17 protein-coding genes and 1 tRNA gene are annotated in these 21,724 nt (G+C 49.2%); 10 read left to right on the forward strand and 8 right to left on the reverse strand.

All coding sequences use genetic code 11. The features are described 5' to 3' along the window. Window positions 1–2: 2 nt before the first annotated feature. The 8 genes from BQ7483_RS00335 to BQ7483_RS00370 form a co-directional block, all read right to left on the reverse strand. Window positions 3–482, reverse strand: a complete 480-nt coding sequence (locus tag BQ7483_RS00335) for a gliding motility lipoprotein GldH (RefSeq protein WP_022020309.1) — start codon at window positions 480–482, stop codon at window positions 3–5. Window positions 483–508: 26 nt separating this feature from the next. Next, a complete protein-coding gene (locus BQ7483_RS00340; RefSeq protein ID WP_022020308.1) occupies window positions 509–1,951 on the reverse strand; it encodes a PSP1 domain-containing protein in 1,443 nt (480 codons plus the stop codon). A 29-nt stretch (window positions 1,952–1,980) separates the two neighbouring features. After that, a complete protein-coding gene (locus tag BQ7483_RS00345) occupies window positions 1,981–3,105 on the reverse strand; it encodes a DNA polymerase III subunit (protein WP_072544423.1) in 1,125 nt (374 codons plus the stop codon). A 16-nt stretch (window positions 3,106–3,121) separates the two neighbouring features. After that, window positions 3,122–4,078 (reverse strand): methylenetetrahydrofolate reductase [NAD(P)H], encoded by a 957-nt coding sequence (gene metF / locus BQ7483_RS00350; protein ID WP_072544424.1) that lies wholly within the window; start codon window positions 4,076–4,078, stop codon window positions 3,122–3,124. A gap of 312 nt (window positions 4,079–4,390) precedes the next feature. Further along, window positions 4,391–5,584: a pyridoxal phosphate-dependent aminotransferase gene (locus BQ7483_RS00355; protein WP_022020305.1), complete on the reverse strand. Its 1,194-nt coding sequence runs from the start codon at window positions 5,582–5,584 to the stop codon at window positions 4,391–4,393. 84 nt (window positions 5,585–5,668) lie between these two features. After that, window positions 5,669–6,883 carry a bifunctional 3,4-dihydroxy-2-butanone-4-phosphate synthase/GTP cyclohydrolase II gene (locus tag BQ7483_RS00360; RefSeq protein ID WP_022020304.1) on the reverse strand — a complete coding sequence of 405 codons (1,215 nt, stop codon included), beginning with the start codon at window positions 6,881–6,883 and terminating at the stop codon, window positions 5,669–5,671. A 25-nt stretch (window positions 6,884–6,908) separates the two neighbouring features. Further along, window positions 6,909–8,810: an LptF/LptG family permease gene (locus BQ7483_RS00365; RefSeq protein ID WP_072544460.1), complete on the reverse strand. Its 1,902-nt coding sequence runs from the start codon at window positions 8,808–8,810 to the stop codon at window positions 6,909–6,911. Window positions 8,811–8,888: 78 nt separating this feature from the next. Continuing rightward, window positions 8,889–9,275, reverse strand: a complete 387-nt coding sequence (locus tag BQ7483_RS00370) for an START-like domain-containing protein (RefSeq protein WP_072544425.1) — start codon at window positions 9,273–9,275, stop codon at window positions 8,889–8,891. A 263-nt stretch (window positions 9,276–9,538) separates the two neighbouring features. Here BQ7483_RS00370 and BQ7483_RS00375 point away from each other — a divergent pair. From BQ7483_RS00375 to BQ7483_RS00420, 10 genes are all read left to right on the forward strand, one after another. Continuing rightward, a tRNA-Met gene (locus BQ7483_RS00375) sits at window positions 9,539–9,612 on the forward strand. 182 nt (window positions 9,613–9,794) lie between these two features. Further along, complete coding sequence (locus BQ7483_RS00380; protein WP_072544426.1) at window positions 9,795–12,245, forward strand: AAA family ATPase; 2,451 nt, start codon at window positions 9,795–9,797, stop codon at window positions 12,243–12,245. 49 nt (window positions 12,246–12,294) lie between these two features. After that, window positions 12,295–12,759 carry a hypothetical protein gene (locus BQ7483_RS00385; protein ID WP_072544427.1) on the forward strand — a complete coding sequence of 155 codons (465 nt, stop codon included), beginning with the start codon at window positions 12,295–12,297 and terminating at the stop codon, window positions 12,757–12,759. A 19-nt stretch (window positions 12,760–12,778) separates the two neighbouring features. Continuing rightward, complete coding sequence (locus tag BQ7483_RS00390; protein WP_083535604.1) at window positions 12,779–14,149, forward strand: hypothetical protein; 1,371 nt, start codon at window positions 12,779–12,781, stop codon at window positions 14,147–14,149. A gap of 38 nt (window positions 14,150–14,187) precedes the next feature. Next, entirely contained in the window at window positions 14,188–14,580 is a 393-nt protein-coding gene (gene tssD, locus BQ7483_RS00395) for a type VI secretion system tube protein TssD (RefSeq protein WP_072544428.1), read from the forward strand. A 38-nt stretch (window positions 14,581–14,618) separates the two neighbouring features. Further along, entirely contained in the window at window positions 14,619–15,017 is a 399-nt protein-coding gene (tssD, locus tag BQ7483_RS00400) for a type VI secretion system tube protein TssD (protein ID WP_072544429.1), read from the forward strand. Between the two features lie 95 nt (window positions 15,018–15,112). Next, window positions 15,113–15,520 carry a type VI secretion system tube protein TssD gene (gene tssD, locus BQ7483_RS00405; protein WP_072544430.1) on the forward strand — a complete coding sequence of 136 codons (408 nt, stop codon included), beginning with the start codon at window positions 15,113–15,115 and terminating at the stop codon, window positions 15,518–15,520. A gap of 27 nt (window positions 15,521–15,547) precedes the next feature. Further along, complete coding sequence (locus tag BQ7483_RS00410; RefSeq protein WP_139247477.1) at window positions 15,548–16,057, forward strand: hypothetical protein; 510 nt, start codon at window positions 15,548–15,550, stop codon at window positions 16,055–16,057. Between the two features lie 18 nt (window positions 16,058–16,075). After that, window positions 16,076–19,906, forward strand: coding sequence for a phage baseplate assembly protein V (locus tag BQ7483_RS00415; protein WP_072544432.1), 3,831 nt, complete (start codon window positions 16,076–16,078; stop codon window positions 19,904–19,906). An 18-nt stretch (window positions 19,907–19,924) separates the two neighbouring features. Then, window positions 19,925–21,715 carry a hypothetical protein gene (locus BQ7483_RS00420; protein ID WP_072544433.1) on the forward strand — a complete coding sequence of 597 codons (1,791 nt, stop codon included), beginning with the start codon at window positions 19,925–19,927 and terminating at the stop codon, window positions 21,713–21,715. Window positions 21,716–21,724 lie beyond the last annotated feature (9 nt).

Here is a 21,724-nt window from a genome sequence, read left to right on the forward strand (position 1 = left end):
GGTTACTCCAGCCGGATGCCGATGTCGTTGATGCCCGGCAGCAAGGAGTCGGGCAGAGCTGGAGTGAGGTCGAAGCGCAGATTGGCAGGCGTCGTCGTGTGCAGGCGTCCGGCGGGAAAAGAGCGTTGGAAGACATTAGCCAGTCCTTCGCCCAACCAACGTCCTTGGGCGTCGGCGAGTGTCAGGCGCAGGGTATCTACCTGGCAGACCGTGTCGGTGGGTGTGGTCAGTGTGCGGGCCATGCATACCGACAGATTGCGGTAGGGGTAGTCGCCCCGGTGGCGTACCTCCACCCACAGACCGAGGTCAGCTTGCCCCGTGTCCGGCAGGCTGACGGCAAAAGACAATGTATCGGTCTGCCTCCATGCCAGGCCGTCGACGGCCCGGTATTCATAGTAGACAGGCTCCGTACTGCTGCATGCGGCCCATAGCCAGGCTGCCGCCAGTACGAGGCCTGTCGTCTTCCATCTTTTCCACTTCATGGTTCACTATCCTTTAGTGGGTACCGTCAGGAAGCTGGTTGGTTGCCTCCGTCCTTGTTGGTTTGTTTGTTGCTTTCCTTGCCGCCCTCTTGTTGCGGGCGTTCACGCTTCTCTTGTTTGGGACGGTTGCGCCGGTTACGGTTCTGTCCGTTTCCGCCTTTTTCCTTCTTTTCTCCTTTGTCGGTAACCTCCGGCTTTTCCGTTTTTTCCCCTTTTTCTGCCTTGGGCGCTTTCTGCGGGGCAGACTGCTTGTCGGCGGTCGGTTTGGTCGTATTGGCTGCCGGTTTGTCGGTCTTTTCATTCTTGTTGGCCGGCTTGTCGCCGTTTTCGGCATTGGCAGACTGCGCGCCTTTGGCCTTTTTCTTCTTCTTTCCGTTTCCGCTCTTGCCACCTTCGGCACCTTTGCCCTTGCGGTTGCGGTCGAAGCGTGTCACGCTCTCCTGCTCCAGCAGGTCTGCTGAGGGGGCTTTGACGTCGTTCTCGCTTTCTATCAGCTTTTCGGGCGCATTGCCCCGCTTGTTCATGCCGATGATTTCGAAGGCACGGCGGGCGCTGATGGTGGTCAGGTTGGCCGGGATGGACTTGTCGCTCGAGTAGGTTACCTGTCCGGCCAGGATGTCGGCCTTGAACCAGAACCATTCGGCGTCCTTTGTGTGCAGCGTCACTTCCTTGCTGGGCAGGCGTTTCTGTGCCTCGACGTAGCAGTCCACTTCATAGTTCAGACAGCACTTCAGCTTGGCGCACTGTCCGGCCAGCTTCTGCGGATTGAGTGAAATGTCCTGAAAACGTGCCGCTCCCGTCGATACGCTGACGAAGCTCGTCATCCACGTGGCACAGCACAGCTCGCGTCCGCAGGGGCCGATGCCTCCGATGCGTCCGGCTTCCTGGCGGGCACCGATCTGCTTCATCTCAATGCGCACGCGGAACACTTCGGCCAACACTTTGATGAGCTGGCGGAAGTCCACACGCCCCTCGGCGATGTAGTAGAAGATGGCCTTGTTGCCGTCGCCTTGATACTCCACGTCGCCTATCTTCATGTCCAGGCCCAGGCTGAGGGCTATCTGGCGCGAACGTATCATGGTGTCGTGCTCGCGTGCCTTGGCCTCGGCATACTTCTCCATGTCGGTGGGCTTGGCCTTGCGGTAGATGCGGCGGATGTCGGCCTCCGAGCGGATGTTGGCTTTCTTCATCTGTAGGGGGACGAGTTGTCCCGTCAGCGTCACTACGCCGATGTCGTGGCCCGGATTGGCTTCCACGGCTACGGTGTCGCCTTTGGTCAGCTCCAGGTGGTTGGAGTTGCGGAAGTAGCCCTTGCGGGTATTCTTGAACTGCACTTCGACGTACTCCGAAGCTGTGTCGTTGCCCGGAATGTCGGCCAGCCAGTCGTAGGTGTTCAGCTGACGGTCCTGTCGTCCGCAGCTTTTGCAGCAGAGCCTTCCGCTGCCATTATGTAAGATAAAGTCGGTCATATCAACTGTCAAATATTAAATGTCAATTATCAATTCTTCATTTTAATGAGTACCGTCATGTTCAGTATCACGTCGAAGAACACCATGCGCGCGTTCACGTTTTGCGCCACGTGTTCCTGCGCCTGTGCCAGCAGGTTGGTGATGCCTGTCACATTGCCTTCATGGATAAACGGGGCGAAGCGCACGGCAAACTGCTGTTCGTCCGTCCCCATGTAATTCATTTCCGGCCGGTGGAAGTTGGCGATGAAGTTCTCGCGCACCATGCGTTGGGCATATTCCAGAAAGACCTTCTGCCGTTCGCGTCCCAGACCGGCCACTTCTTCGCTCCAAATCTTCATGCCGCGTATGTCGCGTTTCCATGCCAGGCGCATCAACTGTGTGAAGAGGTTGAAGCACAGGGCCTGCTCGCCGCTCTGTCCGGCCAGTTCTAACGCTTTCAGCAGGCTGCCGTCTGCCCGGTGGGCCAGGGCAGTGGCTTCGTCGGCCGGATGCCCGTAGCGTGTTTGCAGGGCTTCGGCCAGGTCGGCTTCGGCAATGCGGGGCACGTAGATGCGTTGCGTACGGCTCACGATGGTAGCCAGCAGCCGTTCGGGCTCTTCGCTCACCAGAAGGAAAGCCGTTTTCGAGGGCGGTTCCTCGAGCAGTTTCAGCATCTTGTTGGCACAGGGCTCGTTCATGCGTTCGGGTAGCCATACCACTACCACCCTCCATCCGCCGGTGGCCGACCTCAGGCTCAGTTTGCGCAGGATACGGTCGGCCTCGGTGGCGTAGATCATGGGCTGTGCGTTGCCCGCTCCTATGCGTTCGGTCCATCGTCCAAGGTCAGTATAGGGGTTTTCGAGCACCATCTCGCGCCAGCTGGGCAGGTAGTCGTCGCATGTGTTTTTGGTGCCGACGATGGGGAACACGAAGTGGGCATCCGCATGGGCCAGTTTCTCCCAGCCCAGACATGCCGTGCAACGTCCGCAGGCCTCGCCGTCGTCCGTGGGATGGGCGCAGCACAAGCGTCTGCCCAAGGCCAGTGCCAGCGGCAGTTTGCCTGCTCCGCGCGGGCCCGTCAGCAGCAGTGCGTGGGCCATGCGTCCGGCAGCCACTTCCTGCTTCAGCATGCGGCCTGTCTCGCGTTGTCCTATGATGTCCTCCAGTCCTGTCATCGTCTTTGCCTGTCTGTCAAAATATCTGTTTCGCCACTTCTCGTATGCTGTCTTCGGCCGCTACGGAGTAGAAGTGCAGGCTGGGCACCCCATGTTCCATCAGTTCGCGGCATTGGGCCACGCACCATTCAATGCCTACCTGGCGCACCTTTTCGTCGTTGCCAGCGCATCGCTCCACCTCCTCGGCCAGTTCCTGAGGAATGTCCACCTTGAACGTTTTGGGGATGATGCTCAGCTGGGCCGTGCGTTTCAAGGGCTTGATGCCGGGGATGATGGGCACGGTGATGCCGGCCTTGCGGGCACGGGCTACGAAGTCGAAATAGCGCCGGTTGTCATAGAAAAGCTGCGTCACGGCATATTGCGCACCTGCGTCCACCTTCCGTTTGAGCCACATCAGGTCGCTTTCCAGGTTGGGCGCCTCGTCGTGCTTCTCGGGATAGCAGGCTACTCCGTAGCTGAAGGGCGTGCGCGTCACGGTCATCGGACTTCCGTCCACGAAGATGCCCTGGTTGAAGCGGTTGATTTGTTCCTCCAGTTCGATGGCGTGGCTGTATCCACCCTCTTCGGGTACGAAGCGCGCCTCGTGCTTGGCCTTGTCGCCGCGGAGCACCAGCAGGTCGGTGATGCCCAGAAATTGCAGGTCGAGCAGCACGTATTCGGTATCTTCGCGCGTGAATCCGCTGCACAGCAGATGGGGCACGGTGGTCAGTCCGTATTTGTTCTGGATGGCAGCTGCCACGGCCACGGTGCCCGGTCGGCGGCGGAGCCGCTTGCGCTGGTAGAGCCCGTTGCCCAGTTCCTGGTACACGTATTCGCTCCGATGGGTGGTGATGTTGATATATTTGGGGTCAAATTCGCGCAACGTGTCTATGGTGGCATACAGCCGTTCGATGCCTGTCCCCTTGAGTGGGGGCAGCACTTCGAAGGAGAAGGCCGTATGCTGGTTGCTGTTGATCAGTTCTATGACGTTCATTGTCTTTTTTCTTTGTTTCAGTTGTTTCGGGCACACATCGGTGCATATTGGGACAAAAATAGTAAAAGGCGGGCGCATAGGCAAATGAAAACGAAAATTTTCATTGGCCTCTGCCGGGCCGGGCTTGGAACCTCTGGAAAACATACGACCTTTTGCCTTGAAACAAGCAATGTTTTTCTTCGAAACATACAATGTTTTCCCCTGAAACATTGCCTGATTTCCCCCTTTGCAAGTCGGACAAAAAAATCCCCTTGCCGTCTTCTCTGTCCGAGAGGCCCGGCAAGGGGATGTATATGTGTGACCTTGGTCCGTTTACTTCAATGCGGCCAGCGCTTCCTTGATGCGGCGGATGGCCTCGACGATGTTCTCGTCACTGGTGGCATAGCTCATGCGGATGCAGTCGGGAGCGCCGAACGACGTACCGCCCACGCAGGCCACATGGCCCACTTCGAGCAGATACATGGCCAGGTCGTCGGACGTGTTGATCTTACGGTCGCCGGCCGACTTGCCGAAGAACGAGCTGCACTTGGGGAAGAGGTAGAAGGCACCTTCGGGTACGTTTACTTCAAAGCCCGGCACTTCCTTGGCCAGCTTCACGATGAGGTCGCGACGACGCTGGAAGGCCTGACGCATTTCTTCGACAGGAGCCTGCGTGCCGGTATAAGCGGCTTCGGCGGCTTTCTGCGATACCGAGCAAGGACCTGACGTGTATTGTCCCTGCAGTTTGTTCACACCCTTTACAATCCATTCGGGTCCGGCAATGAAGCCGATACGCCAACCGGTCATGGCGTATGCCTTGGATACACCGTTGACGATGACCGTGCGGTCCTTCATCGAAGGAATCTGGGCGATGCTGTGGTGGCGGCCGATGTAGTTGATGTGCTCATAGATTTCGTCGGCAATGACATAGACTTGCGGATGCTTCTCGAGCACGGCGGCCAGTCCGGCCAGCTCTTCAGCGCTATAGACGGAACCTGTAGGGTTGGACGGTGAGCAGAGAATCAGTGCCTTTGTCTTCGGCGTGATGGCGGCTTCCAGCTGGGCGGGTGTCATCTTGAAGTCCTGCTCGATGCCGGCGAGCACAGTGACGGGCTTGCCTTCGGCCAGCTTCACCATTTCGGGATAGCTAACCCAGTAGGGGGCAGGCACGATGACTTCGTCGCCGGGGTTGACCAGCGTCAGGATGGTGTTGCACACCGACTGCTTGGCACCATTGGCGCACGAAATCTGGGCGGCGGTATACTCCAGACCGTTCTCGTTCTTCAGCTTGGCCACGATAGCATTGCGCAGGGCGGGGTAACCGGCTACAGGAGAGTAGCGCGAGTAGTTCTCGTCGATGGCTTTCTTGGCGGCCTCTTTGATGTGGTCGGGAGTATTGAAGTCAGGCTCGCCGACACTCAGATTAATTACATCCACGCCCTGTGCCTTCAGCTCGGCACTCTTTTGAGACATGGCCAGCGTCGCCGACGGCGACAAACTGTTCAAACGGTCAGATAATTGGTTCATTTCAGTTCTATCTTTAGAAGGTTGTTTTAATTCTGGTTGCAAAATAACAGATTTTTCCCGATACATGAAAGCAAAGGGACAAAATCATTTGTTGAAGTGCAGCGTGTGCCCCATGCGCTCCTTCTTCGTGCGCAGATAGCGCTCGTTGTAGGGATTGGGAGTGGTTTCGATGGGGACGATTTCGGCTATCTCGAGCCCGTAGGCTTCGAGGCCCACGCGCTTCACTGGATTGTTGGTCATGAGGCGCATCTTGTGCACGCCCAGTTCGCGGAGGATTTGGGCTCCTACGCCGTAGTCGCGTTCGTCGGCCAGGTGGCCCAGGCAGATGTTGGCATCCACCGTGTCCATGCCGTCTTCCTGCAGCTTGTAGGCTTTCATCTTTTCCATCAGTCCGATGCCGCGTCCTTCCTGGTTGAGGTAGACAATCACACCTTTACCAGCCTTTTCAATCATTTCCATGGCCTTGTGGAGTTGTTCGCCGCAATCGCAACGCTTGGAGGCGAAGATGTCGCCCGTGGCGCATGAGGAGTGTACGCGCACCAGGATGGGTTCGTCGGGTTCCCATGTACCCTTGAACAGAGCCACGTGTTCCAGTCCGTTGGATTTCTGGCGGAAGGCGATGAGGCGGAAGTCACCGTGGGCGGTGGGCATGTGCACCTCCACACCCTTTTCAACGATGGATTCCTGTTTCAGGCGATAGGCTATCATGTCGCGGATGGAGATCAGCTTCAGTCCGTATTCGTCGGCCATCTTGCGCAGCTCGGGCAGACGGGCCATGGTACCGTCTTCGTTCATGATTTCCATCAGGGCGCCGGCTGGATAGAGACCGGCCAGGCGGCACATGTCGATGGTGGCTTCCGTATGGCCTGCACGGCGCAGCACACCTTTCTCCTGTGCATAAAGGGGGTTGATGTGGCCGGGGCGGCCGAAGGTAGCGGGAGTCGAGGCCGGGTCGGCCAGTGCCTGGATGGTCGCGGCGCGGTCGGCGGCCGATACGCCCGTGGTGCAACCTTCCAGCTTGTCGATGGTTACGGTGAAGGGGGTACCCAGTACGGAGGTATTGTCCAGAACCTGGTGGGGCAGGTCCAGTTCCTTGCAGCGCGACACGGTGATGGGCGCACAGAGCACGCCGCGGGCATGCTTCAGCATGAAGTTCACCTTTTCGGGGGTGATTTTCTCAGCGGCGATGATGAGGTCACCCTCGTTCTCACGGTCTTCGTCGTCTACCACGATGACAAAGTTTCCGGCCTTGAACTCTTCAATAGCTTCTTCGATAGTGTTCAGTTTTACATTCTCCATACGTTCTATCTTATTTATATAATGGTTATTTATTTTTATCTCTTTCCATCACCAGCACGAGGTCGTCACAAGTTTTGATGATTCGCTCCAAATCCTTGTACAAGCGGAGGCGGAAGGCCCAGATTCGGAAGTAAAAGAACAGGCCGACAGGCACGACCACACCACAGGCCACGTTCAGCCAATAGTTTCGGAAGGGACGTGTATGGGCACGTACAGGGATGATGGGAAAGTTGTTGAGCAGAGTCAGCAATGTCATGGATCGGGTGTTCGATAGCTCTTCAACCAGTTGTTCCATATGGTTGCTGATACGTTCCACGGCCTCGTCTTGTGTATCGGTCATCCACAGCTTGAAGTAGTTGGGAGCATGCTTCAGGTTCTTCTGTCCCATGTAGCGGCGGCATTCGTCGGCCAGGGATTGGAGTTCGCCCGGAAGGTGTTCGTAATCCGGGTCGTGTATGATGACCTCCTTGCGGAAGAGGTGGCGTACGCTGCGTATGCCTATGAGCTTCTTGAAGAACTGGATGTAGGCGTCGGCATTGAGTACCACCGAGTCGTTGTTCGACTTGTAGGTGAGGAACGCTCCTAGCGGAGCCAGCACGGCCGTACTGGTCCACATGCCCATCCACACAATCCATTTGCCGTCACGGGCCATCTTGAAGCCTGTGTTGTTGATGATGTAATAGATAATGAATATCAGTACCGACACGATGACGGGCATACCCAGTCCGCCTTTGCGGATGATGCCTCCCAGCGGTGCGCCGATGAAGAAGAAGATGAGGCAGGCCAGCGAGAGGGTCAGCTTCTCGTGCCAGGCCGTCATGTGACGGCGCAGGTTGGTGTCGGTCTGCGACACGTTGAAGCTCTTGAAGTTCCAGTCGCTTCCTGTGCTTTGGGCGCGGCTGGCGGCTGAGCTGATAATTTTCTCCTTTTCGGCCAAGGTGAGCGAGTTGAACAAGCTGTCCAAATCGTAGGCTGCAGGGCGGGCCTCTTCTATCTTTACCGTGTCGGCTCGGGTCAGTGAGGTTGCAGGCTTGTAGGTGCTGCCCATCACTTCGGTATAATAGGCCCGTCCGATACTGTCGTTCTGTACCTTCATCGAGTCGATGGCCACCTGGAGCATCTCCATGTTCTTGCTTTGTGCCGTTCCTCCCATGATACCCTCGTCGGCCATGTTGAAGTCGGAATCGAACTCGATGATGGCATGCTTCTCGCGGAAAGTCTCGCGGCGGTAGGGTACATTCTTCTGGCTCATGTTCTGTGACTTGAGATTTTCGAATTGCTCACCGCTGTACAGATGAAGGTACAGGTGTTGTTTGTCGGCCGTCATCTCGAGCCGTCCGGAGTCGGCCTTGATGATTTGGGCATTCTCAAAACCTTTCTCGAAATTGTAGATCAGCACATCGTAGAGCATACCCGTATCACGGTTCTTCTTCTTGACATACAGGTTGTAACCCTCTATTTCATCGTAGAATACGCCTTCAGGAATATCCAGCTCGGGAGACTTCTGCTTCATGGAGAAAAGTAGTGTCCATAATTTGGTTTGGGCCTTGGGACCAACCACATTCTGGAAATAGAAGGATACACAGGAAATGAAGGCGATGAACACGATGAGCGGGCGCATAATCTTGAGGAGCGAGATGCCTGCCGCCTTCATGGCCAGCAATTCGAAGCGCTCGCCGAAATTGCCGAATGTAATCAGGGCCGCCAACAATACGGCCAGCGGCAGGGAGGCAGGAACGAGTGTCAGGGCGGAGTAGAAAAAAAATTGCGCCAAGACGGTCATTTCCAATCCTTTTCCCACCAGCTCGTCTACGTATCTCCACAAGAATTGCATCATGAAGATGAAGAGGCAGATGAAAAAAGTGCCGGCAAAGAGCATGCAGAAGCTCTTCAATACGAATATATCTAACTTTTTTATGCGCAGCATGTTACTTGTCTCATACTTATTGAAAGCACAAAAGTAGCACAAAAAAGGGAGTACGTAAAATTTTTAATTGAAAGTTAACTAAAAGCCGCACGCCCGACGCAATGTTTCTACCTGCGAGTCCCACAATTCGCGCATGTCATCGGCTTCGTCCTTGGCTGCAAAATCTACGATTTCGAGGGTGAAGTCATTGGTCAGCTCGCTATAGTCCATCCTGAATTCGAAATATTCGCGGGAGTCTTTCTGGTCTTTCCAGCGGAAGCGGATGAAGGAGTAGGCCCGCACAGCCACAATTTCAGCACTGCGCGATTCTGTCTTTCCCCAAAAGAATGTTACGGTCTTGTCGTCCGACTGTACGTGGTCGGCAAACCATCCTTCCAGGCCGCTGGGAGTGCTGATGGCATTCCACAGAATGGTTTTGGAAGTGGCGTTCAACGGATATTGCAAATGTATCTTCTCTCTTTCCATGGTTTCGTTTCTCGAATTGCGTCGCCAAGTTAAAACATTATTTCTAATTATAAAAAACAATTTTGCATTTTTATAGGACAGCTTGCTCTCTCGCTTCTGCAATTGTTTGATAATAAATGATATGGAAATTGTTGGAATGGAAAACTTTTTTTTGCTTCCTTTGGACCTTTCCTGCTGGAAGTAGAAAAATGGAGAAAAAAGATTGAAAAGCTTTGGTAGTTCCAATAAAAGCCGTATCTTTGCACCCGCAATCGAGAAACGATGGCGGGATAGCTCAGCTGGTTAGAGCGCATGATTCATAATCATGAGGTCCCCGGTTCAATCCCGGGTCCCGCTACTACAAAAGATTTAGACTGTTGAGTGGCTTCCACACTTGGCGGTCTTTTTTTTATAATATTGCTGCACTAAAACAATAAAAAAAGCTACAGAATAGGTAGTTTATTCCTTTTTTTTTATATTTGCGAAAGCATCTTTATGATAACCGATAACCGACTATCGAACTTACAAAATATAAAAAAGATGAGCAGCATCAGAGACATTGCGAATTCTTTCGCTGAGGAATATTGTAGTGACGCAATCTATCCCTCCCATTTGTTCAAGGCTATACTCCACAAAAGTGTAGGTTTGGTTCATTTTATTGAAACAGATTTGGATAAGGATTATTATTATCTGCAAGAATGGGCCGACATACAAATGCAACTTTCACCACGTGCAGTCAGGCCGAAAAAGGACTTGCCCTATTCTCAGGAAGCTGAGGCCGTCATGGAAGAGGCAGAAGTTTACCAGGAAAAACTTGGACTGGCCGAATGTGAACCGGTTTGCATTCTGATGTCCCTTGTTACTCCTGGTGTAGGTTTTACATTTGAGCAACTAAAAACCTTACCATTGACCGTTGCTGAAATACAGGCAAAGATCGGAGTCTCGACACATGCCGCCAATTCAGGCGAAACCGGCGGCGGAACAAGCCTGTCTTCCGTTGCCAACGGGAAAGGACTCATCAATAAATATTGTATAGACAAAAAGGAAGAAGTCAAAGCGGGGAAAATAGGGCCCGTTATCGGTTTTGAAAATGAGATATCGGTTATTTTCGAGATTTTTGGGCGAAAGACAAAATCCAACTTGCTTGTAACAGGAGAATCGGGGGTAGGAAAAACATCTCTTGTCAATGCGTTTGTCAAACAGCTTTCTGAGGGTCACGTACCTTCCTTTTTGAGTAATGCATCCGCATATGAACTGGACTTGGCAAGTATCGGTTCTGACGCATCCTATAAAGGTGAACTGGAAGATCGCTTCAAGAACCTGTTGCGAGAAATCAAAGAGCAACCCAATGCAATTTTGATTATTGAGTCTATAGACAAGCTATTTGACAAACAAAATAGCCTGTATGGAGCTTCTTCCATTTTAAAGCAGGAATTGAATAAGGGCAATCTTCTGCTACTCTGTACCTCGTCCATTGACGGATATACCAAAAATATTGAAACAGACAAGGAGTTTGTGACCAAACTTGAAAAGATTACACTCGAAGAACCTAATGCCGACCTGTGTCTCCGCATTCTGAAAGGTGCATTGGGTACGTATTCTGAATATCACCATTTAGGTATAGGAGAACCTGTTATGGTGGATGCTGTCCGGCTGGCCAAGCGTTATCTGACGGAAAAGGCTTTGCCAGACTCTGCTTTCGACCTGATTGACCGCACAATGGCACTGGTAAAGACCATGAACGATATGTCTGCCAACGATATAGCCAGCCTACAGGCCGAGTTGGCGCAGCTAACGGAGCAGATTGGCACTAAAGAGAATGGACAAATGATGATGGAGTTGGAATGGCTGCATTACAAACTGATCAACCAAATCAGTTGTATTTTGATGGCCCAACTGGATGCAGACGTTGATTTTGGCAAGATTGCTACTGCCCAGGAGCGGATTGATTATCTGAAAAAGATCTTAGACCAGCTCTCCCAATTGTGTCAGCAAAAGCGTACGGAACTTGACAGCTCGGACCTATTCGCCGTAGTAGCCAAACAGACAGGCATCCCGTTGGGTAAAGTCCAGTCAAAAGAACGGGATCGTCTCATCAATGCTGAAGCCACACTGAAGAAACGTGTAGTCGGACAAGATCATGCTGTGAAAATTGTACTCGATGCTGTGTTTGAGTCCCGTTCGGGTCTGAATAAGAAAGGACAACCTATGGGATCATTCTTCTTCCTCGGACCGACAGGAACTGGTAAGACTGAATTGTCCAAGGCCTTGGCTGCTTTTTTGTTCGAAGATGAATCCGCGCTTATCCGTTTTGATATGTCAGAATTCAAGGAAGAGCACTCCGTCGCATTGCTCTACGGAGCGCCTCCGGGATATGTAGGTTATGAAGAAGGAGGTCTGCTGGTAAACAAGATTCGCCAAAAGCCTTATTCTGTAGTGTTGTTCGACGAAATCGAGAAAGCACATAAATCTGTATTCGATCTGTTTCTCCAGATATTGGATGAAGGCAAACTTCATGACCGTCTGGGCCGTGTAGGCGATTTTTCGAACGCTTTGATCCTGTTCACCTCAAACATAGGCAGCCAGTTCATCGTCGATTCGTTCAACAAAGGTTCCATCCCTCAGAACAACGATTTGATGGACATTATGCAAAACTACTTCCGACCAGAATTTCTGGGACGCCTGACGGAAATTGTTCCTTTCTCTCCGATTACCGAAGAGACCGTTACCCGTATTTTCGACATACATCTGAAAGGTTTGCTGAAATTACTGGAAGAGCAGAACATTGAACTTTGTATTAGTCCGGAAGCAAAAAGGGACATTGCCATGATGGGCTTCAACCCACAATACGGTGCCCGTCCGGTCATAGGCATTATCCGTAAGGAACTGAGACACCCGCTTTCCAAACTGATCATTTCTGGAAAAATTAAATCAGGAGATACCGTTGAAGTACGAATGAAGGATGGAAAACCGGAATTTATGACTCTATAATAAATGTATAAATTAAACTCATGATAACCCTATAAAAAACGAGAAACTTATGGCAATGAAAGAAAATTTCATCTCGATGGCTCCAGATGAAGAATCCAATGCGAAAGTCAATCCCATTGACAACAACAAGACGTTGATGATTGACCAGTATACATCGAATGTAGAACCGGGCGATCCTGAATTTGTAGAAGACATTCAGAATATCAACGATGCGTTTGCACATTTCAAGCCGTCCGTCGAAGTTGACTTTGTGGACGAAGAGGGCGGTTCGGTAAATGAAGTGCTCCATTTCAGTGAAATCCGAGATTTCGAAGCTCAGGGCGGTAAAGGCAGATTGGTAGCAAACAGTCAGTTTCTTTCAGGCGTGAAAAAAAAGATTGATACTAACAGCAAAATCCGTAAGAGTATCGAACAGAACAGAAAGCTGAGAGACATTCTTAAGGACAGTACGGCTAAAGAGGAATTGAAAGAGATGCTCCAGGCCATGCTCGAAGAATTGGAAAATAGTAAATAACCATTAAAAATATAATGTTATGCCAGAAGCAGAATTACAAAAAAGCAATACCGCATCACAGGGTGCTGGCGAAGTGAAGCAGACCCGGCAACCGGCACAGTCCAAGGATATCTCGCAATTGTTGTCCGCATTCGGTGGTTTCAATGCCATTCGTGGCTTTATGCCCGATGCAGACAATTTGAACCCCGCGCGCAAGGCTGCCAAAGCTGTGTTCCTGTCGGACAAACGTTTTCAGGACAAACGGGAGAATCTGATTAACGATATCAAAGGTTGGCTTGAAATCCTCAACGAAGGACACGAAAGCGCGTCCGAGTTTGTAGATGCCTGCAAAGCCAAAGAAGATAAGTATACCAAACTTCTTAGCCAGGGCATCACTGATGCTCTCTATGCAACAGCTAATTTAGAACGCTCTTATCGGGCTCTTGATAGCTTCTTCAAAAACGCCAATACAGACAAAGTGAAAAATCTGCGCATCATTAATGTATACAAAGACGACATTGCTGATAACGATTCGGGGTTTGCTCAAGAAGTAGATACCCTACTGCGCAACGGCTTTGATCGTCTAAGCCTGAAAGATTGTTATAGCTTGATGGTTGTTCCCGGCAATGTATTCCAAGACAAACCAACTTTGTTACAATGGGCCAAAATTGCCTTCAAATACAAAGTCATGCTGATCACTGATCATGCCGACGAATATTCATTTGATGACTTGCAAGCCAACACAGAAGGCTACCGCGACAGCGATATCGAACTGCAAAACGTTATTATGACCGCAAACTGGCTTGTTGGACGCGACTCTGAAAAGCTGTCTGAAGACGAAAAAGAAAGCCCCGCATTCTATATCTGCAGTTCGGGCGCATTGGCAGGAAAACTGTATGACGAAAGTGCCAATATGGCTCAAGGCGCTGGTGGGAAAAAATATGGTACACTCGATGGGGTGAAAGGTGTCAAGTTGGACTTGCTGAAATCTGAGATTGCGGCTCTGATGGATAACCAAGTTATTCCGATGGTTTACTCCGAAGGGCGCGTCATGGCATTCAACAACACCACCCTCTACAATGGTGACAATACCGCCATGAAAGAATATCCCATTGTTCGCGTATTCGACTGGGTCAAGAAAGTACTGATGAACTACGTACACGAAGTAGCTCTCGAAAACTGGGATCCCTATAATTCTCCCAAAAACTTGAAAGCAAAAATACAGGCCTTCCTGAACGATTACAAGGGCTACGGCAACTTGTTCCAGAATTATGAAATCAAAGAGCCGACACAGGATCCGGTAACCAAGCGTATCACATGTGATATCAGTCTGACTCCTTTCTATTCAGCCAAGAATTTTATCATTAAGGTATCGGCAGACAAGAAGGATAAAGACGCTCAGATGGTATAATATAATCAAATTCTTTCATATTTCAAAAACGTATAATTATGGCAAAGACACCAGTTAAATTAGAAGTTGATGGCTACAAAGAACGAGAAGTTATGATGGTTAAATACGAATTTGACCAGGCTACTGACGTAGAAGGCCAGATGTCGGGTATTCCCCGTGGAGGTAAAATCAACATCCGTGTAAAAGCTCTTAATGACGGAACCCCCGATTTATTGGCATGGATGATCGAACGGAACCTACCCAAAAACGGTGTTATCACTTTCCTGGAAACAAAAACCGGTAAGAACATGAAGACTATCAAGTTCACCAACGGTTATTGTGTAAACTTCGAGGAAAAATGGGAAGACAAGAAAGGTCATTTCGAGGAAATCGAAATCACCTGTCAAAAGATTGAATTCGAGTCTGTCGTTTTTGAAAACGACTGGGCTTAAGTTCTGAACATGATGTCTAATTAAAAAACAGAAACACTATGGCAGAAAACATAACTCCGGTACAATTATCGGTAAAAGATTTCGAGACCCGTGAAGTCATGATGATTGACTACACTTTCTCACAGACAACCGACCGTGAAGGCCAAATCTCCGGTATTCCCAGAGGTGGCCGTATTGACATCCGTGTCAAAGCTATGAACGACGGCAATAACCAGTTGCTGCAATGGATGCTGTCACCCAACGATCCGCGTGACATCAAGATTACCTTCTACAACACCATTGACGGTTCTACGATGAAGGAACTGGAAGGTACAGGATGTTATTGCGTGCACTACCTGGAAAAATGGGAAGATGGCGAGGAACACTTCGAACAACTGCAAATCGTTTGCCAGGAGCTGAAGAACGGTCCCGTTGACTTCCAGAACCCTTGGAAGTAAAGTTTGTAGCCGCCAGCTGGCGGCATCCTATCGCCTCCCCGACATTTTTTGTCGGGGAGATAAAGTAAAAAACACGAAGTAATAAACATCCCGTTATGTCTTTATTTGCTAACTTATATTTGGGGGATAACACCTCTGACACTTATACCAACGCGTATCGGGTGGTCCAATGCGAGGTTAAAGTATCGAGGCATCACAATTCCTATACGCCCGACGGTAATCCGCGGTGCGACCAACTTATTCTGTCGGTCATTGCCCCCAACAAAGACGACCTCATGCTGTTTGAATGGTACATCGACCAGACTTCATTGTCCGGCAAAGTCGTAGTTGATCTGACCAACCAATCTGCCAAATACGACATAACGACACGAACCTTCAAGTTTGAGGATGCCAAATGCTTTTCGATAGACGAAACCTATAATATCAGCGACACCAACCGCCATCAACTTAAACTGGGCATTATGGTGAAGAAGCTGGAGATTGACGAGACTGAATTCCAATAAAGCAAACCCCTCAAATTAAGACCTTCTATGCAAAACATCTCAAACTATCTCAAGGCCACTCTCTTTTTCGATGACATCCGTACAACTAAAGTCAAAAGAGAGCAAGGCTTCACGCTGCAACAATTCCATTACGAATGTGCCAGAAAAAGGAATGACAGGGGAATGCCTTACGGCCCTACCCAGACTACTATCCTGCAACTCCAAATCAAATCCTTGCCGGACGGTTACCTGAAAGAAATATACAAACGGCTGGACGAGCATACAGAATCGTGTTTCTCGATCGTTTTCAACGCAACCTTCCGTACAGATGAAGGAGAAAACACATTGAGCGACTACGACAGCGGACTGGTCGTAACTGGCTACGTCATCAGCGTGGACGAGGCCTTCGGAATTTCCCGTCCCGAACCGGCAGTATTCCCTTCCGAAGAAGGGGAAAAGAAAGCCGACCTGATGATGACCAGCATCAGGCTGCTGACCCAATCAATTACCTACATCGGCAGCGACAGCTACCAAAAGACACTGTATATCAATTTCTAACCCTAACAGCTATAGATCATGGCCTCCTATACTTTAAAAATCTACGACGTTCCTCAAGAAAATAAAAATATCGAATTGAGTTACAACTCAAACGATGGACATTCAGCAGGATCTACAACCATAGAGAATACTACATGGACTTTCACGCTCCAAAATTTGAGCTACTCGAAAGCCATTTACAAACCGGGAGAACTTATCTTTAAGTTGCAAATATCAGGGTGTAACGGCGTTAATGCTATTTACAGCACATTCAAAGGAAAAAAAATCGAATTAACAGCCCAAGCCGATAACAAGAGTAGCAGTATTGCAAAAGACTATTATATTTTCGGCATACAAATCGAGAAAAAAGGGAACGTTTATTATGCTACGTTCCAAGCCTACGACCCGTTTAAGTTCCTTACACTGGATACGTATTGCAAAGCCTATACAGGTAAAAAATTCACTCAAGACATTTTTTTGAACAAAGATCTTTGGCCCAATAACCTTCCGGAAGCAATAGATGAACAACTGAAAATAGAGAATGCTCAAAGTTTGAAGAAGGAACGGGAAGCAGAGAAGGCAAATCTCGAGAAAAAACAAGAGGAAATAAATAAAGAAATAAACGACCTCAACGATAAGATAAACAAAGAGACAAACGAAAATACAAAAGAGGAACTGCAAAAGACGCTTAATGAAAAGAAGGCATTATCTCAAAATATAAGTATAAAAATAGAAGAACTTGATAGCGAAATAACGAAATTAGGCTCTATTATCGAAGGAAAAAAAGGATCTCAATTTAACAAAAATCCTCGCTATCTATACCATGATGATAAAGAATTTATCCAGCCCTACCTCGTGCAATACAACGAAAGTTTCTTCGATTTTCTGGTCAGAGTCAGCAACCGATGCGGAGAATTTCTCTATTACGAGGACGGATATTTCAATATCGGGTGGGAAAAAAAGACTAAAAAAGATAAGGATGATAAAGAACAAGATGACATAACACCCATTACGGAGTATGTTTCCGTCAATTTTTCTGATGAAACAGTTACTGCTTGGAAAGAAAACTACATCGTAAGCAGCCATCATAATTATCCACTCACGGAGAATCACATGAAACGTTTTCCCTCGTTATTGCCACTTGACGAAGAAAAGCTACAAACGGAGTATGGAAAAGGTTACAATGTTGAGGAAAAGGGAGAAGGTAAAATAGATATAACCAGCACAGATCAATCAGGAAAATCAATAACAATACAAGATAAATTAAGGAGCAATTACGAAGTTAACGTTGCTGATCTGCAGCTTCAGGATTCCCAACTGGCTTCAGATGAGAACCTGGTTTCCCTTCCTCCCAAAGATGAATACACCAAATGGCAAGATTTTGCCCTGTGGCCAGGATATTTTTTTATCAACGCTGTTACTGACATCGTTAATTCGGCCGATATAATTGAAGCAACAAAGAACTTAATCTCTGATACGGGAATAACCATACTGAACTGTAGTTTGTCTGCCAAAGCGGCCAATGACGACTATGAAGACAAAAATTTTAAAAAGGGGACCTATACAAACGACAGAAAAAAGGGCGATCGCATCCATCCGTTCAGTACATCAGAGGAGAATATGAACACCACTTTAAGCAGCTACGTCACCTTCAGCCTGGAATTTTATGAAGCCATCCGCAAGGGAATAGAAGCGAACGAACGGTCACGTATCCAAATTGCATTGGGCGACCATTTCTACCCCCTCACGCTGGGCTGCTTGATAGAGTTGGACGGAAAGAAATACATCGTTGTCCAGATGAACGGCTGCGCCAACAGCGGTGCAGAGACCCTCGACATCGAGGCCATCCCATACGAAGATAAGTTCGTATTCCCCCCTGCCGCTCCTGTCAGCCCCATCCGAGAGGCCAAAGCCCAACGAGCCTTCATCACGCACAATGCGGACCCACTGAAAATGAACCGTGTAAGGGTGCGCTATCCGTGGCAAAGCCAAACAGAAGACCCCACACCGTGGATCCGCATTGCTCTCCCCATGGCTTCGGACGGCAGCGGCTTCAACTTCCTTCCCCAGATAGACGACGAAGCCATTATCAACTACGAGAACGGAAATATTGAGAAGCCTTACGTAGAAGGCATGCTCTATACAAGGGCAGAAAAAGAAAACGAATCACCGGTCCCATATGCCCACAAGAAAGACAAAGCCCGCGTCATCTCGTCCGTAAACGGTCATTCCATCATTTTCTCCGACCCATCAGCCAGTTCAGACGCTTTTAATTCATTGTCCCCATTGATGAGCACCATTAAAAGTTTCTGCCCAACCGGTTTTATCAAAACAGAACTTAGTTTACGTGACCATAAAGTGGATATTTTCCCAGATTCTTTCAAGAAAGCGATGGGAGGCATCGAGTTTACCGACGAACACGGACTGTACTCCATATCCATGTCATCGGACAAACGTGCCATCTCCATCGACAGCCCTTTGGGCAAAGTAAATATCAGCGCCTTTACAGGTATCACCATCAGTGCGCCCAACGGGAATGTCCGTATCGAGGGCAAGAACATCGATATCGTGGCGGGTAATAACCTGTCCATTTCTTCCGGAAACAATATCGCATCCCACTTTTGGCCTGTTTATCGTGATAAAAGTCTTGGAGAAAGTATTTTCGATTCCCTTAAGGATGCAGGTAAAACAATAATTTCTAAACTTGAGATAATTGACATGAATTTAATACGTACTGCATTCGAAACTTTCGTACGTCCTTGTGGCGGTACTATGCTTATCAAGTCGAACAGGTACCTGTGTTTTGAAGCCGGCAAGGGAGAGACTCAAATTGCCGGACATCAACAATTTGGAATGGGTACTGCATGGAAGTCATTAATCAAACCAGACCAAATAATGGAGGTAACAATCCCATATCAAAATACTGATGTGGCATCAAACAGAATACCAATATATATCAACAACTTCATCCAGGCTATTAATACAGCAACTGCTTTATTCAATACAATTAACCAATCATTATCCACTGCGAAAACGGCTTATGAAACTGCCTATGCTGCAATTATAAGAATTAATAATCATAATACGTATATAGAGGGTAATCTTCAGGATTTCAACACTCTCTATCCTAATAATATAGATGGATTTAATGAACTTACGGCACAACATCCTCAGAATAATGAGGTAGCCCAAGATTTCCAAACAATTGCGACTCAATTATTCAACTTGAACAAAAGCGCTATAAAAATAAAAAAAGAGAACTTAACAGAAAACAAAATATGGGATAAATTTTGCACCGAAATCATTCAAGACCCGGTTCTCAAAAGTATAATAACTACTCTTAGAAGTGAAATAATGAAAGATGGTGTATTTAACGATTTCACAACTCAACGTCGCATTATTGGACAAGCAGTTCAAATTGCACATAATATTGCTTCAGTAAACAAACGAAAAATAACATATGAGGTTTTAAAGCAACTTATACAAAAGCAACCAGATGCAAAAACAAATACAAAAAAGATAGGCAATTTACCACAACAAGAACCTAATTTTGATGATGCTAACTGGGCAAATTTCTGCAATTCAATAACTTATGAAGTATTTGAACCTGATACCAGAAAAAGGACGAAAGTTAAGAACTTTTTAAAACCCATGGGAATAACTTTAGCAAAATATTTTACTGGATATAAAAAACTCGAAGGAATACTCGACCAATACATATGGGATACCCATGAAGATACAGGGAAAATTCTATTTTCTGATCAGGAAGGTGAAACCCTTAATTTCCATAACAAAGAAATCCACTATTACAAAAAATCAGAAACTGACCCTCTCATTCCATTAATAGATATACTCAAAGGAATACAGTAACAACAAGCAGTATCAAGTATGAGAACAATCGCAGAACAATTCAAATACTGGCAGGAGGCTCTGGACGATTTCCAGAAGAACGTGGAAAAAGACCTGGATGAAATCCGACGCTATAAAAGCGAAGTCCAGCAGATGAAAATCGACCTGATAGACCATCTGGAGAAAGGACGGTATGTCCGCGACGACCAGCGCGTCATCATTTCCGCTCCGGAAATCATCATCGGTAATGTCGATAAGAGCGGAACGCTGTGCGGCAGCAATTCCAGGATTATTCTCCGGGGAACAGACATCTCTCTGGACGGCGTAGGTGCAGGCGCTTCCGGTGTGGGAAGCATTGTGAGCCGTGCCGCAAGCATCCGCCAAATCGCGGTAGATCCGGGAATGGACGGACAAGAGAATGTGGCAAAAGGAATTTCGGAGATTGTCTCGCAAGCCCGGAATGTCATCATCCGAAGCGAAAAGCAGGCTAATGATGTCTTTCCGACGTATGGTCTTAGCGGCACCGACGGCGGCATCACCCTCTCTACCGACGGACAAATCAGCCTGAACGCGACACTCCCCTGCGAAACGCTCAAAGAAAGACTGGAACAAGAAGAGACAGCGCTGACCACGCAAACCAATGACCTCAAGAAGGAAGCGAGCCAGGCCAAGTCGGAAGTGTCGTCGCTCATCTCGCAAATAGACAAGCTGTTCGACCAGGACCTTATGAACCTGGACGAAACAATGACCCGAACGAACTACATGGACATCGAGGAACTGCACGAGGAAATCCGGAACATATCCGGCACCATCTACACCTCGATGACCCGTTACTTCAACGTCCTCTCCCGCCTTGCCGAGGCGAACCGCCAATTGAACAGCATCAAGGAGCAGAAAGAGGCGGCAGGCCAGTTGCATTCTTCGTTCAAAGAGAAAAGTACCGATACCTTCATCTCGCTCCGCTCCGAAAGCATCAGCCTCACCTCGACCGACGGCGACGGCAACCTGCGCACCAACGACGGCGCGGGCATCGGACTGGCAGGCAAGGAAATCAGCCTTACCTCCTACGGCAACGACGGTGCCCTGATCAAGGACAGCGGCATCTATATGGGCTCGCAGGACGTGGAAATCAATACCGCCAACCCCAAGGTGTCCGACTCGAGCACCGACCTGCCGGCTGAAGGCAGCGTACGCGTCGTCTCGAAGGCAATCCAAGTAGAAGCCGTGGACTACGAGACGAAGGACGACAAGACCGAAGAAAAGAGCCTGACCCAAGAAGGCTCGTTCACCCTGCGCGCCGAGAAAATCAACCTCAACGCCACCGACACCGAAGGCAAGGCTACCGGAACGATTGCCGCCAACGCCAAGACGGTGGAAGTGAAGGCAATGGACGTGGATAAGGAGAAGCGCACCGACAAGGAACTGGCCGCAGGCAGCAGCCTGCTCCTGCTGGCAGAAAAAGTCTATGCGGGAGCAAGGGACAAGAAGGCGCGGAGCAAGAGTGTGCAGGTAGCCTCGGATAAGGTGGGCCTCTTCGGCGACACTACCGTCGAGCTACAACAGGACGGCAAGGCCATCCTGCAACTGAGCGGCGGCGACGCCGCGCTCTACGGCAGCAAAACGACCCTCTACGGCGAGATGACCTCGCAAGGCAAGACGACGTTCAAGTCCGACGTCACCGCCGGAACAGTCGAGATGAAGAACCTGAAGGTGGATTCGTCGTTCAAGACCCCCTACACCACCGAAGGCGTCTCCGTGCCCGGCGCGCCGTCCACCGCCAAGCTGGGCGCGAAACTGAGTGAAGAAGAACTGAAATCGAACAACGGATAAAAACAGAAA

This window comes from Mediterranea massiliensis (assembly GCF_900128475.1).
GTDB classification, from domain to species: Bacteria; Bacteroidota; Bacteroidia; order Bacteroidales; family Bacteroidaceae; genus Bacteroides; species Bacteroides massiliensis_E.

Bases quoted from the DNA above. Each gene is read 5' to 3' on its own strand.
- BQ7483_RS00335 (WP_022020309.1), bottom strand. From the start codon at position 482: ATGAAGTGGAAAAGATGGAAGACGACAGGCCTCGTACTGGCGGCAGCC.
- BQ7483_RS00340 (WP_022020308.1), bottom strand. From the start codon at position 1,951: ATGACCGACTTTATCTTACATAATGGCAGCGGAAGGCTCTGCTGCAAA.
- BQ7483_RS00345 (WP_072544423.1), bottom strand. From the start codon at position 3,105: ATGACAGGACTGGAGGACATCATAGGACAACGCGAGACAGGCCGCATG.
- metF (WP_072544424.1), bottom strand. From the start codon at position 4,078: ATGAACGTCATAGAACTGATCAACAGCAACCAGCATACGGCCTTCTCC.
- BQ7483_RS00355 (WP_022020305.1), bottom strand. From the start codon at position 5,584: ATGAACCAATTATCTGACCGTTTGAACAGTTTGTCGCCGTCGGCGACG.
- BQ7483_RS00360 (WP_022020304.1), bottom strand. From the start codon at position 6,883: ATGGAGAATGTAAAACTGAACACTATCGAAGAAGCTATTGAAGAGTTC.
- BQ7483_RS00365 (WP_072544460.1), bottom strand. From the start codon at position 8,810: ATGCTGCGCATAAAAAAGTTAGATATATTCGTATTGAAGAGCTTCTGC.
- BQ7483_RS00370 (WP_072544425.1), bottom strand. From the start codon at position 9,275: ATGGAAAGAGAGAAGATACATTTGCAATATCCGTTGAACGCCACTTCC.
- BQ7483_RS00380 (WP_072544426.1), top strand. From the start codon at position 9,795: ATGAGCAGCATCAGAGACATTGCGAATTCTTTCGCTGAGGAATATTGT.
- BQ7483_RS00385 (WP_072544427.1), top strand. From the start codon at position 12,295: ATGGCAATGAAAGAAAATTTCATCTCGATGGCTCCAGATGAAGAATCC.
- BQ7483_RS00390 (WP_083535604.1), top strand. From the start codon at position 12,779: ATGCCAGAAGCAGAATTACAAAAAAGCAATACCGCATCACAGGGTGCT.
- tssD (WP_072544428.1), top strand. From the start codon at position 14,188: ATGGCAAAGACACCAGTTAAATTAGAAGTTGATGGCTACAAAGAACGA.
- tssD (WP_072544429.1), top strand. From the start codon at position 14,619: ATGGCAGAAAACATAACTCCGGTACAATTATCGGTAAAAGATTTCGAG.
- tssD (WP_072544430.1), top strand. From the start codon at position 15,113: ATGTCTTTATTTGCTAACTTATATTTGGGGGATAACACCTCTGACACT.
- BQ7483_RS00410 (WP_139247477.1), top strand. From the start codon at position 15,548: ATGCAAAACATCTCAAACTATCTCAAGGCCACTCTCTTTTTCGATGAC.
- BQ7483_RS00415 (WP_072544432.1), top strand. From the start codon at position 16,076: ATGGCCTCCTATACTTTAAAAATCTACGACGTTCCTCAAGAAAATAAA.
- BQ7483_RS00420 (WP_072544433.1), top strand. From the start codon at position 19,925: ATGAGAACAATCGCAGAACAATTCAAATACTGGCAGGAGGCTCTGGAC.